Origin of the sequence: Photobacterium leiognathi (assembly GCF_030685535.1) — a bacterium.
Classification (GTDB): domain Bacteria; phylum Pseudomonadota; class Gammaproteobacteria; order Enterobacterales; family Vibrionaceae; genus Photobacterium; species Photobacterium leiognathi.
Map to the genome: position 1 here is coordinate 573213 of NZ_CP131599.1, position 12798 is coordinate 586010.

Sequence of the window (12798 nt, forward strand, 5' to 3'; positions counted from 1 at the left end):
GGCTTTTTACTTTAGAGTAAACAAAAGCAGCGATAGCCCCAACTATCGCTGCTTTTTTATTACTCGTTGTTAGCTGTTTTTAAGCGGTAATCTACACGACCGAATTTGTTTTCAGCTGCTGCTGTGCGTCCAATGGCAGCCGTCGCAATCAGCATGAATAGAGAAGGCAGTAACCAACTAGCATGGGCATTATAAAGTGGTAATGCATCAGCGAAGAAAGTACCTAACTCTTTTGGCATTTTGCCTAAGATATTAATTGCGTCGATAGTACCGAAAGCGGTGGCTGTGACTAATACTGCTGTATGCGTTAAGCGTGATACCGTTAGTGTTGATGCTGCCAATGATGCTAACACTAGTGCAATCGCAACAGGGCAAAGTACCAAGATAGCAGGCAGACTTACTTTTAGGATATCGTTTAGACCAAAGTTTGCGATAGCGCAGGTAAGTACCACAATGATGGTCGCGGTTAAGCCAAAAGAAGCTTTAAATGTATCTTGGTAGTATTCAGCACATGCGTTAGTTAAACCAACCGTTGTCGTTAAACATGCCATTAAGATAATTGCAGCCAGTAACCATTGACCGTAATGACCAAATTCACCAGCAACATAGCGAGTAAGGATCACGCTACCATTTACGCCATGCTCAGCAATAGACGAAGACGTTGCACCCACGTAGCCCATCACAATGTAGCAAGCGGCCATTAAGGTTGCATAAATCAATGCAACTTTAATTGATGCCGACGCAATACCTTGTTGAGTTGTCACGCCTTTCGCTTTAATCGCATGAATGATCACCCAACCAAAACCAACTGCCGCAATTGCATCCATTGTCATGTAGCCTTGGATTAAGCCACTGGTTACAGCACCTGTTTGGTAATCACCATACGGAGTGGCTGGCACACCTAATGGATTTAGAAAAGCAGATAAACCAAGACCACATAATAGAAGGATCAATGCAGGTGTCATGATCTTACCGATGTAAGTCACAAGGTTACCCGGTTTAAAAGCAAGAAATAATGTCAGTGCTGAAAAGATCACTGAGAACGCAATAAGGTGATCGCTTTTGAAAAATGGCTGAATACCCATTTCATAAGCAACAGTTACCGCACGTGGCATACCAAAAGCAGGGCCAATTGCAGTAAACAGCAGAACCCAAAATGTAGTACCTAACCACTTAGGTAGTGCTTTGGTGAGGTTATTGGTATTACCAATACGACCTAATACGATAATCGTAAAAGCAGGTAGACCAACCGCTGTGATCAAAAAGCCACTCATGGCAGAAGTGAGCGAAGTACCTGCGTCTAAACCCATCGCTGGTGGAAAAATTAAGTTACCAGCGCCCAAAAAGAGGGCAAATGTCGTGAGACCTAGTACGAAGATGTCTTGTGTTTTCAAATTGGATACCTGCATTTTTTGAAGTTATAGACAAACATCGGCGTATTGCGCAATGAGCTACACATCCATGATTAAAATTGTATTCCGCAGGTTTGCTGATAGAAGATAGTTGACTTGATAGTATCCTCCGCCAGCTCGGCTGACGGAAGTTTAACCGCCAGCCTAGCGAATAATCACTAGGATAATAGCGGTAATAATTCGTGCTGTTTGTTGCAACACAGCAGCAGAAGTTTCGCCCCAACTGGTTAGCTGGTTCGATGCTAAGTATTTTCTTGTTTTATGTTCTAGCTTTGCTGAATACATAACTTAACAACTTCTGATATGTGACGAATTTAACGGCTACAACATATAAAGAAAACGTAGGGTTGTAAATGATTTTTTTATGGTGTGCGATTTTTTACTTGCAAAGGTAGATAGATTAACTATTAAAAATCAAAATATTAGTGATTTATTCAATGAAATAGTAATTTAATAAATTACTTTGAGATATGGGGAATCTACGAGGGTTAAAGAACAATAAAGGAAAAAGGCTGAAGTTAACGAAGAGAAGAGAACTTCAGCCGATAATATTATTGAGTCACAACATCACTACGACGTTGAGTCGTATGAATCACTTTACTGATCACAACCGTTGCTAAGACAGGCAGTAACCATGAAGCGTGAGCATGGAATAATGGTAACCATGTATCTAGCTCTTTTAGGATTGATGCTGGGATCTTGCCAAGAATATTTAACGCATCAATGGTGCCAAATAATGTTGCAATAACCACAATAATGGTTTGGCTCATAGAGAGTTTACGCGTTTCATTGCTTACTGTTTTTGGCATGAAAATAATAGCAATGATCAGTGATACTGCGATGGGGCATAAGATCAAAATAGCAGGTAAGCTAACTTCAATAATCGTTTCCAAACCTACATTAGAGATCAATGCTGTTAGCGACATGATCACTGTTGCACTAATAGTAAAAGGTACACGATAGGTGTTTTTATAGTATTCACCATTAGCGTTAGTTAAACCAATTGTGGTGGTTAAACATGCCATTAGTGTAATAGTCGCTAGTAGGATTTGACCAAAGGTACCAAATTCACCAGCAGCGTAGCGCGTTAAAATTTCACCACCATTGGTAGAGTTTGGCGCGATAGACGATGACGTTGCACCAAGATAACCCATCGCTAAGTAACATAGCGACATCAATACCGCATAAATACCAGCCACACGTAAGGTGTAGTAAGAAATGGCTTTATCACACTTAACGCCTGTACTGCGGATCGTTTGGATGATCACCCAACCAAATGCCACAGCAGCAATGGCATCTAGCGTCATGTAGCCTTGGATCATACCGTTAACTGTAGGGGCGGCTTTGTAAACAGCATTAGCATCGGTTGGTGAGCCTAATGGATTAACAAGTGCTGCAATAACCAATAATGCCAGCATAGCAATGAGAGCAGGCGTCATGACTTTGCCGATGTAATTAACTAACTTACCAGGCTTTAAGGCTAATACTAAAGTCAGTAGGCAAAAGAGAACGGAGAACATCATCAAGCCATCGCCATGATAAAAAGGCTTAATACCCATTTCATAAGCTACCGTCACTGCACGTGGTAGAACAAAAGCAGGGCCTAGTGTAGTTAACACTAAAAACCAGAAAGTGCGATCCATCCAGTTAGGCAGTGAAGCAGTCAGTTTATTGGCTGAGGACAAACGGCCTAAAACAATTAAGGTTAATGCAGGTAGACCAACAGCAGTAAGTAGAAAACCACCAATAGCAATTAACCAGTTTTCGCCTGCTTGTTGCGCCATCATAGGTGGAAATATTAGGTTACCTGCCCCTAAAAATAAGGCAAAGGTCATAAATCCAATAGCGGCTAGTTCTCTTCTCTTCAAACGACATACCTTCTTAATGAGTGTCAGTTTGCTGGAAGATAAAAAGAGGTGAGACAGTATCCGCCAGCAGTAACTGACGAATAAGCTTAAACGTCAGCGTTTAGTTGACGACGACGACAGAGACAAGCGCAGATGTATTCATAACAAATACAACAGAAGATACTGTTAAATTGTTTTGGCTGATTGAATACATAATATATGCGCCCGAATGAAATAATTGACCTAAAACTAAAGCTATTTAAGTGGATTGTAAAGATATAATAGGTATTTATTTGTTTTTCATTTTTCACGAACAGTGTATTTATCACCATGATGCAGCACAAAATAGTGATAAACACAGTTTATAAAATATAACCGATTGATATTACTCTAGGATTTTCTCAAGTTCTATTAGGGTAGCAACTTGATAGGTTGGGGTAATATTTTCAGGTTGAGGTTGGTTTTGATGATTAAACCAACAAGTATCAAATCCTGCATTAATGCCACCTAGAATATCTGATTGCGGATTATCGCCAACCATAAGTACACGAGATGGGTCTGGATTGCCCATTTTTTCAAGGCTGTAATCGAAAATACGACGATCAGGCTTAGCGACACCTACTTGTTCGGAAATAACGAGTAGATCAAAATAGTCGGCAAAACCTGTTCTTTCCAAACGAATGCGTTGTAGTGCAGTAAATCCATTGGTAATGATGCCTAATTTAGCTTTACCTTTTAGTGAATCTAACAAAGATTTTGCGCCTGGCAGTGGTTTACAGATGTCAGCCATAGCATTCATAAAATCATCATTGAGTTGTTGCTCGGTGGTATTGAGTTTTTTAGCCCATGGTCGAAAACGGGTTTGTTGCAATTCAGCAGCACTAATTTCTCCGTTTTGATACTGAACCCATAATGGACGATTGATTTTTTCGTACTCAATAAAGTCCGCCTCATTAAAAGCAATACCATGACGAGAAAACATAAGCTCAAGACCTTTGAATGCGTCAAAAGAAAACAAAGTCTCGTCTGCATCAAAGAGAATCCAATCGTATTTCATTTTTGCTGTAACCTCGGCGCGTTGTATTTATCTAAAAAACATCAATATTCTCGCATATTACACTAAGAGTTAGCTATTTGCTTATATAATTACGTGTGAGCATTTGAGAATGAATTGCGTGCTAAATGGATTTAAGTTGGTTAAATAATTAGCAATTGAACAATATTTTTATAAATATTCGTTATTGATAGTGAACATTGTGAAACAAGAACAGTCTAAAATTACCAAATATACGTTTTTACTATATTTAATTTTTATGTAGGAGTCCCTATGGGTATTTTTTCTTGGATCATTCTTGGTTTGATCGCAGGCGCATTGGCTAAGTTTCTTATGCCTGGTAAAGACGGCGGTGGTTGGATTGTAACAATGGCACTAGGTATTGGTGGTGCATTTGTTGGTGGTTATGTAGGTAAGTTCATTGGTTTAGGCCATGCGACGGGTGTAAATATTGGTAGTATTATCACTGCGACGCTAGGTGCATTTATTATCCTATTCATCTATAACCGCTTTATTCGCTAAGTTATTCATTTAAATGGCGAGTAAAAAGCGAGAAAGTGTCAAATTCACTGACGCTTTCTCGCTTTTATTTTAACTGATTAACGTTTTATGTTGTTCAGCACCACGTAGCATGGCGTGGATCAATTCATTCGCTTCAAACTTCGTTAATGCTTCTTGTGCCCCGACTTGGTGAGCTTGAGAAACACTGATCTCGCTCGAAAGTGAGGTGTGAAGAATAATATAAGTTGATAGTAGCGCTTCACTGTTTTTGACATTAAAGGCTAATTCATAACCATCTAATCCTGGCATTTCAATATCACTAACCAAAATATGGAATGGCTCATTAGCTTGTGCGGATGTTTGCATCATATTAAAAGCATCTTGTCCGTTTGTTGCCACAAAATAGGGTACGCTGATACTTTCTAACGCTTGAGTTAACTGTTTTCTCGCTACTGCAGAATCATCGACTAATAAGATTTTAAGAGGACGTAATGTTTCCCTTTCAACATCCGTTAACGAAGGTAATAGCGTAGAAGGATCATCAGGAAATATTTTAGAGAGTAGTAACTCTACGTCTAATAACTGAATTAGCTTGTTGTCTTCACGCATAACACCTGTCACAAAAATATCACTGCCTAAATGTTGTGGCGGAGCTTCAATGTTTTGCCAATTACATTCGGTGATCCGATCGATTCCTCGTACTAAAAAGCCAACCAGTTTACGACGGCAGTCAGTAATAATAATGAAACAGCGTTGGCGTTCTTCTCGGCTAATCGCTGGGTAGCCAATAGCTTTTGCCATATCAATAACGGGTACGGTATCTCCGCGTAGCGTAGTGGTTCCCAATACTGTGGGATGAGATTGAGGTATAACACTCAGATTGGTGTAAGGTACGATTTCTCTGACTTTAAGTGTACCTATAGCAAAGCTTTGTAAAGCAGATAACTTAAATAACAACATCCCTTGTGACGTATTAGTTGTATTCTTTATCATACCTAGTCCATTAAATTGATATTTTGTATTAATTTACTATCTTCGTAACATTGTAGCAATGAATTATGTACTTTTAAAAATACCAAGAAATAAATAAATTATATGTCAAGCAATGTGTTATAGCTGTCACATCATTATTTCCTATCAAAGTTTAATTTTTAGATCTTGCTTTAATAGTTAAATAAATAATGTTTATAAACTTTATTTTTAGTGTGAATATCCGCTCCACGAACGACTATTTTGATATTTAAAATCTATGTAACCTCATTCGCTTTATTCGTTATGTTTTAATCTTATTTAGCCAGTTAATAAAATGAGATAAACATATAAATATAATGACTGCTAATCATGATTTGTATTTACAAGGTGATTAATTAGAAAAATACAAATAAGAGATTGGTTTTATAATAACAATATAAAGCTTAATACATGGACGGTAACAGAGAAGGTAGTTGGGAACTACAGTGTATTTTCTGTTAGTTAGGTGATTGCACTATCTGTATAGATATGTGGAGTGGAATATGACAAAAATTAATAAAAAAGCATGGATTGCAAGTGTTGCAGTAGGCGCATTGCTAAGTGGCACGCCAATGAGTACTAGTGCAGCGCCTACACATAATAAAAATGTGATTGGATACTTAACGCAATGGGAAGCCTCTAAAGGTGTTGAAGCTGGGTATTCGACTCAAGGTGAAGCAACGCATTTAAACGTCAATTTAGATATTTATTCCATTATCAATTTTTCATTCTTTGGTGTTGCGAATGATGGTTCATTGCATAGTACTGATTTTCGAAATCCAGCGTTATATTTAGCAGGCGAAGAACAACAGCCCGCGCCACTATTGAATACGCAACAACATAGCGGTTGGGATTTACCTATTTTGTGGGGTGAACTCGAATACCTTAATTATTTTCCATTTAACGAAGTCTCTGATGCTGTAAATATGGCAAAAGTAAAAGAACAAGGATTTGTGAAATCAGGGCATGGTTGGTTACATCAGCCTTCTGGCATTACTGGTCATTTACCTATACCACTAAAAAAGGAGGGAGGTGCTCCAGGCTTAATTGATTTAGCACATCGTAATGGCGTTAAAGTCATGGCATCGATTGGTGGTTGGAGCATGTCTAAACATTTTCCTGCAATGGCAGCAGATCCTGTTAAAAAGGCACGCTTTTTATCTGATATTGATCGGTTAATGGCATTGGGTTTCGATGGCGTTGATATCAACTGGGAATTTCCAGGCTTTGGAGGCTTAAACTTTAACGGTAGTGTTGATGATTTCGATAATTTCGCTCAATTGATGGAAGATATTCGAGCTCGCATAGGTGCTGATAAACTACTCTCTGCTGCATTTTCAGCATCAACAACCAAACTAGAAGGTTTTGATTGGAAACGTTTAGATCAGTCAATGAACTTCTTTAATATGATGACATACAACCTTGATGGCGGTTGGTCTGATGTTGCAGGGCATAATGCGCCTTTGTATCCTTACCCTGAGCAAGAGAGTGACGCACTGAATTTAGAGTCACTGCGAACTTGGCTATTTGAACGGGGTATTGCCTCAGAGAAAATAAATTTAGGTCTGGCTTTTTATGGTAGAGGGGTACAAACAACAGCCCCTAAAGCTTATATCGGTGCTCCCACAGCCAAAAGAAATATTAGTTTTGCAATCGATGGCTCTGTATATTCAGCAGCAGATGTGACTAACTGGTCTTCACATGATGGGCAACCTAATTACAATGAAATTGTAAAAGCCACTGGCTGGGAACATCTTTGGGATGCTAATGCTGAAATCCCTTACGCTGTAAAAGAACAGTACATACTAAGCTACGACAACCCTGAATCGATCACCAAAAAAGCAGAATATGTACTTAATCATGATCTCGGTGGTGTGATTGTTTGGCAAGTCAATGGTGATATTCAATGTGAAAGTGCCTTTGTTAATTATGGTAATAATTTAAAACAATGTACTCAGTTGCGATCACCTTTAGCAGAAGCCATCGATAAGGTTTTTAGTTTTAGCGGGAAAAATACGCAGCCAGTATTAAATGTACCTTCAGTATTAACCGTTGGTTCTGGTGAGGCCTTAACGTTTTCTGTATCAGCAACAGATGTAGATAATCATTCTTTAGAATTTACTGCTGTAAACGCCATTATTACCGATCATGGTAACGGTACAGCAACCATCAGTTATTCAGCGCCAGATACAACAGAAGCGCTAACAATCAGCATTTCAGTTATTGTTTCTGATGGGCAAGCCAGTGTATCAAAATCAACGCTTGTTAATGTATTAGCTAAACCATCAGTACCGGATGTTAGTGAGTGGGATGCAAATACGGTTTACCACGGTGGTGATAGCGTGACTTATAACGGGAATAATTACACTGCACAGTGGTGGACACAAAGTGAACGACCAGACTCTTCATCAGTATGGATTGAAGACAGTGCGACAGAACCCGATACGATTGCTAAATGGAAGCTTTCAATGGCTTATAGTGGAGGGCATAAAGCAGAATATCGAGGTGATATATACCAAGCGAAATGGTGGACGAAAGGTGACAAGCCTGATAAAGCAGGTTCACCGTGGGAATTGATTAAGTAATATGACGAGTGACTGAATAAATACAGCCTATTGGGATAATGTTCGCAATAGGCTTTTTTCTCTTCAATAATTTTGTCCATGGTTATACTCATATAGGTATTAGGTCGTAACAATGGAGAAATAGAATGGAATTAACAAATAATAAAGGTGAAGTTACCGTATTGGCTGATAATTTAACTTTGAAAGAAATTGCTGAAATGGGATTTTCAATTGATTTATGTGATAGCGCCTATGATGAAAATGAACACTGGGTAGCAAAATCTGAACAAAATGAATAATAAACTAAAGAATAAAACACCTCTTTATATAAGAGGTTTTTTATTTTAATCGATTGAAAAAAGTTAAATAATTAAGGCCATGATCTAAATAGATACAGATGCAATAGTAATGGCAGAGGAGTACTGTAATGACATTACTTAATGGTTAAAGAGGCTTAAAATGAATTCAGAAGATAGGGCATTGTTAGATAACGTTGTCGCGTTAGAAGGTAAAGATTTGACGCATTTAACCAAAGAAGAGAAAAATATTTTCGATACCTTTAAAGCCCGTGAACATGAATTTGGCATCCGTGTTGAAGTGGTGTCAGAAGCACCGTTGGCTGATGTAGAGCAGGGTACTTCGCCTTATCTTATCAATGGATTAGAAAAAGCTTACCCGAACCAGATAGTTATTATAAAAGAGTGAATAAAGATTTGTCTGATCAGTGTACAATAAGTGCGCTTTGTTTCATAAATTGCTTGCGTTCAAGTTGATACCTATTATACATTTTACAAATATTGGTATATTTTATAATTCAAATTATGGTTGAAACAGTTGATGGCTATTTGACGCCTTTTTTAGTCAATTTCCCTGGGCTTTTATGTGTAAGAGACAAGAACAAACGTATTGTTTTTCTTAATGAAAGCTTAGAGCAGTGGGTACATCAATATACCAACGATTGTTTGTTAGGAATGACGTATGAAGAGCTAATGACTCGTAATGTCATTCCTAACTGTTCGATTAAGAACGTTTATCACCATAATTTGATGGTAGATCAAAACGTACGCTCATCAAGTAATGTCATCGAATGTTGTCTCGATGAAACGATAAAATATTTTGATGTTGTGGAGTTTGAAACAAGAGTAAATAACGATACTTATCATTACATGATCGCTAAAGATATTACTGATCTTTACTGCGAGAAAGAGTTGTATTTAAAAACATCATTAGTTGATGAATTAAGCGGTTTATATAATAAACGTTTTTTAAAAAGCTATCATTTTACTAATAATAGTCTGATTATCATGATTGATTTAGATAACTTTAAATTAGTTAATGATCATTATGGACATGTTAAAGGTGATGAATTAATTCAACGATTTTCTGCATTATTACGCTCAGTTTTTCGCTCAGATGATTGCGTAGTTCGTTATGGTGGTGATGAGTTTATTATCATTACCGAGAGTAATTTTATCTCAATAGTAAATCGAAGAATGAGTCATATAAAACAGTGTATTGTCAAAGAGTTTGATGAGCTTTCATTTGTCACATTTAGCTATGGTGCTGATTTTTATAAAGACGACTTTATTCAAACAATGAATAACATTGATAAAAAAATGTATGAGAATAAAAACTCAAAAATAAAAGTTTGATTGTTATTTTCTAATATTGGAATTTAATTATTCAGCCTCTTGTTCATCTTCAATTAATTTTAGATACATATTATATCTCTTAAAGGTTATGCATGGTGTAACAGTATTTTTCACCTTTTAATAAAGTCATTATGCATAGGGGATATCTTATGAAACGTTCAGTTTTGGCATTCGCAGGTATTGCAGTAGTCGCATGTATGAGTACTGCTGTATGGGCAGCAACGAACAAAGCTGATGGTGTGAAGCTATACAATGAGCCAAATGTATCAGCAAAAGTAGTCGAAACGGTTAAAGCAGATACACCATTAATTACTATTTATAAGCAAGATGGTTGGGCGAAAGTCGGAAACCCAAGTAATGGTCAAACAGGCTGGGTTAAGTTAGCAAGCACCAAAGATGTGCAAGCAGCAAAAACAAACATTCAACCAAGCCAAACAACTAAAACCGTGAAGACTGATAACGGTGAGAAAACAGTAACTAAGGGTACGGTACAAACACCACAAGGACCAATGAATTATGAAATTGTTCAGTTCCAATCTAAAGGTGATAACGCCAAGGTTGATAAAGCCTTTTTTGATCAACTGCAAAAGCAACAAATTGAAATGAACAATGTGTTTGCAAACTCATGGAATGACATGGGTGGTATGCAAATGAACATGGCAAACTTAATGGCCAAACAGCAGCAGCAAATGCAAGAAATGCAAAAGCAATTTCAACAGTTTGCTCAACAAACCATGGCACAGCAGCCAAACCATAAAATTGAGCTAAAAGATGCAGCTCCTGCACAGCCAGCAACAACACAAACGACTACCAAGTAAATGATGCTAGTTTGTTAGGAAAGCCTCCAATCGCTTTGACTCATAGAGAAAAGGCAATTGGAGGCTTTTGCGTTTAATGAAGCTAAGTCAGAGAGAAATATAGCATTAGTCATCATTTAGTTCGGTATAATCCAGATTGTATTTCAGTTGGAGAAATTACTGTGTTGACCGATATTCACTGCCACCTAGAAAGTGTTCCTCTAGAACGATTAAATAAGTATATTGCACAAAACGGACGCATTGGTGCAGTCTCCATGACGGAAAAAAGCGCGCAGCAGTTAATTCGCTTAAAGCAGCAATATCCTGCCAGTATTTATCTCTTCCTTGGTATCCATCCTGAAAAAGACTGTGACGAGACAACGATCCAAGCAGTTATTGATTTGATTTATAGCCATCGAGAACTACTCTCTGGTATTGGGGAAATTGGTATTCCGTTTTTCTATTTGGACGACAAAACCGAGCACGAAAAGCATCTAATCAAGCAGCAGGGCAGTGTATTACTAGAACGCTTTATCAAAATAGCAGCGGAGCTCTGTTTACCAGTTAATCTTCATGTAGTGGAAGATGATATCCACTATGCTTTACCGATTTTGCAACGCTATCAAATAAAAGGAGCGTTATTTCATTGGTATGAGGGGAGTGATGAAAATCTTGAATTACTTCATCAACAAGGACATTTCATCTCTGTCAGCCCTTGGATTTTTGTTGAGTCACATTACTTTGAATTTGCTAAGAAAATACCGCTTGATATGCTGCTGGTGGAATCGGATTCACCGTGCAAATACAATGGTGAAATCGGTGAACCCATGATGATCCACAATGTTATTGCAGCGTTAGCGGAGCATCATCAGCTAGCGGTAGAACAACTGCAACAGATAATTGAAACCAATACACGACGTTACTTACAACAGTAAATACACCTAAGTGGGATTGAGATAGTTTTATATTCACTTTGTTGCAATTGTGCAGGTTTATTTTGAAGCCTTTCTTATAATAGAATTCTTGCGTTGGGGAAATGGCAAGAACTTATTAATGTATTCAAAGCTTTAGTTTATTAAAAGGATTTTGTTATGACACTTTATCAAAAGTTAGCATTAGGGCTTGGGGGTGGATTGATGGTCGGTTCATTATCAACCGTTTTGCCAACCTTCCAGTTTTTCTGCTTTGTTGTTGGCTTGACGTTATGGAGCTATGTTCTTGTTACTAAAACCAAGTCATAGAGGAAGTAGATGGATATTCAAACGCAGTTGAAACTCTATTACTATCCCAATAATGCCAGTTTGGCACCGCATTTTTTACTTCATCACGTTAATGCTAACTATGAACTGGTGTTAGTCGATAAAAAATCTGATGCGCAAAAATCCCAATCGTATTTGGCATTAAATCCCGCAGGGCGTATTCCTACCTTGGTGGTAGGGGAGCAAGCGATATTTGAAAGTGCAGCCATTTGTATTCATATTTGTGAGTTATTCCCGCAGTATCAACTGATGCCGACACTTGGTGATAGTAATCGTCCATTATTTTTTCAGTGGTTAATGTTTCTGACAAATACACTGCAAGCACAGTTAATGGTTCGTTATTACCCACATCGTAATACTGAACAGCAAAGTGACATATTCAGTATCGTATCGGCACAAGAACAGCGCATTATTGAAACCCTTGCCATTATTAATGGTCAATTAGCGAAGAATCGCTATCTATTAGGCGATAAGCTTTCTGCCTGTGATTATTTCTTATTTATGTTGGCTGAATGGTCTTTTCCGCTGCCATCATCAACGTCATTTCCATATTTATCTCAATACTTAGAGCGTTTATTGTGTGAGCCGACGATTCAAGCGGTATGTGAGATTGAAGGTATCGATATCGCTTTAGTTCAAGCGAAGTTTCACGGCATTTAAGCAGTAGTAGTGACAAAAAAGCTAGCGTTACTTTTTACTCG

14 protein-coding genes are annotated in these 12798 nt (G+C 37.9%); 9 read left to right on the top strand and 5 right to left on the bottom strand.

Features of this window, described 5'->3' with window-relative positions:
- Nucleotides 1-59: 59 nt before the first annotated feature.
- The 4 genes from brnQ (Q7674_RS02660) to yjjG all read right to left on the bottom strand — a co-directional run bounded on the left by brnQ (Q7674_RS02660) (nucleotide 60) and on the right by yjjG (nucleotide 4316).
- Nucleotides 60-1394, bottom strand: coding sequence for a branched-chain amino acid transport system II carrier protein (gene brnQ, locus Q7674_RS02660; RefSeq protein ID WP_045063775.1), 1335 nt, complete (start codon nucleotides 1392-1394; stop codon nucleotides 60-62).
- 162 nt (nucleotides 1395-1556) lie between these two features.
- The gene (locus Q7674_RS02665; protein WP_155395148.1) at nucleotides 1557-1697 is read right to left on the bottom strand and encodes a hypothetical protein; all 141 of its coding nucleotides are present in this window, start codon (nucleotides 1695-1697) and stop codon (nucleotides 1557-1559) included.
- A 266-nt stretch (nucleotides 1698-1963) separates the two neighbouring features.
- Nucleotides 1964-3280 carry a branched-chain amino acid transport system II carrier protein gene (gene brnQ, locus Q7674_RS02670; RefSeq protein WP_080892201.1) on the bottom strand — a complete coding sequence of 439 codons (1317 nt, stop codon included), beginning with the start codon at nucleotides 3278-3280 and terminating at the stop codon, nucleotides 1964-1966.
- 364 nt (nucleotides 3281-3644) lie between these two features.
- The gene (gene yjjG, locus Q7674_RS02675) at nucleotides 3645-4316 is read right to left on the bottom strand and encodes a pyrimidine 5'-nucleotidase (protein ID WP_023934753.1); all 672 of its coding nucleotides are present in this window, start codon (nucleotides 4314-4316) and stop codon (nucleotides 3645-3647) included.
- A gap of 270 nt (nucleotides 4317-4586) precedes the next feature.
- On the opposite strand from yjjG, the gene Q7674_RS02680 reads away from it, so the two are divergent.
- Nucleotides 4587-4835, top strand: coding sequence for a GlsB/YeaQ/YmgE family stress response membrane protein (locus Q7674_RS02680; protein WP_008989037.1), 249 nt, complete (start codon nucleotides 4587-4589; stop codon nucleotides 4833-4835).
- A gap of 69 nt (nucleotides 4836-4904) precedes the next feature.
- Here the strand turns inward: Q7674_RS02680 and Q7674_RS02685 are convergent, their stop codons facing one another.
- Nucleotides 4905-5807, bottom strand: a complete 903-nt coding sequence (locus Q7674_RS02685) for a chemotaxis protein (RefSeq protein ID WP_107229601.1) — start codon at nucleotides 5805-5807, stop codon at nucleotides 4905-4907.
- A 521-nt stretch (nucleotides 5808-6328) separates the two neighbouring features.
- Between Q7674_RS02685 and Q7674_RS02690 the strand changes: the two genes are divergently transcribed.
- The 8 genes from Q7674_RS02690 to Q7674_RS02725 all read left to right on the top strand — a co-directional run bounded on the left by Q7674_RS02690 (nucleotide 6329) and on the right by Q7674_RS02725 (nucleotide 12757).
- On the top strand, nucleotides 6329-8410 hold the full coding sequence (locus tag Q7674_RS02690; protein ID WP_045063778.1) for a glycosyl hydrolase family 18 protein: 2082 nt from the start codon (nucleotides 6329-6331) through the stop codon (nucleotides 8408-8410).
- A 125-nt stretch (nucleotides 8411-8535) separates the two neighbouring features.
- Nucleotides 8536-8688, top strand: coding sequence for a hypothetical protein (locus Q7674_RS02695; protein WP_008989040.1), 153 nt, complete (start codon nucleotides 8536-8538; stop codon nucleotides 8686-8688).
- 160 nt (nucleotides 8689-8848) lie between these two features.
- Nucleotides 8849-9094 carry a hypothetical protein gene (locus tag Q7674_RS02700; protein WP_045063780.1) on the top strand — a complete coding sequence of 82 codons (246 nt, stop codon included), beginning with the start codon at nucleotides 8849-8851 and terminating at the stop codon, nucleotides 9092-9094.
- Nucleotides 9095-9210: 116 nt separating this feature from the next.
- Nucleotides 9211-10041 (top strand): GGDEF domain-containing protein, encoded by an 831-nt coding sequence (locus tag Q7674_RS02705; protein ID WP_045063781.1) that lies wholly within the window; start codon nucleotides 9211-9213, stop codon nucleotides 10039-10041.
- Nucleotides 10042-10190: 149 nt separating this feature from the next.
- Nucleotides 10191-10859, top strand: a complete 669-nt coding sequence (locus Q7674_RS02710) for an SH3 domain-containing protein (protein ID WP_045063782.1) — start codon at nucleotides 10191-10193, stop codon at nucleotides 10857-10859.
- A 161-nt stretch (nucleotides 10860-11020) separates the two neighbouring features.
- Nucleotides 11021-11773 (top strand): TatD family hydrolase, encoded by a 753-nt coding sequence (locus Q7674_RS02715; RefSeq protein ID WP_023934759.1) that lies wholly within the window; start codon nucleotides 11021-11023, stop codon nucleotides 11771-11773.
- Between the two features lie 156 nt (nucleotides 11774-11929).
- Nucleotides 11930-12079, top strand: coding sequence for a hypothetical protein (locus Q7674_RS02720; RefSeq protein ID WP_008989045.1), 150 nt, complete (start codon nucleotides 11930-11932; stop codon nucleotides 12077-12079).
- Nucleotides 12080-12088: 9 nt separating this feature from the next.
- The gene (locus Q7674_RS02725; RefSeq protein ID WP_045063783.1) at nucleotides 12089-12757 is read left to right on the top strand and encodes a glutathione S-transferase family protein; all 669 of its coding nucleotides are present in this window, start codon (nucleotides 12089-12091) and stop codon (nucleotides 12755-12757) included.
- The last annotated feature ends 41 nt before the right edge of the window (nucleotides 12758-12798 follow it).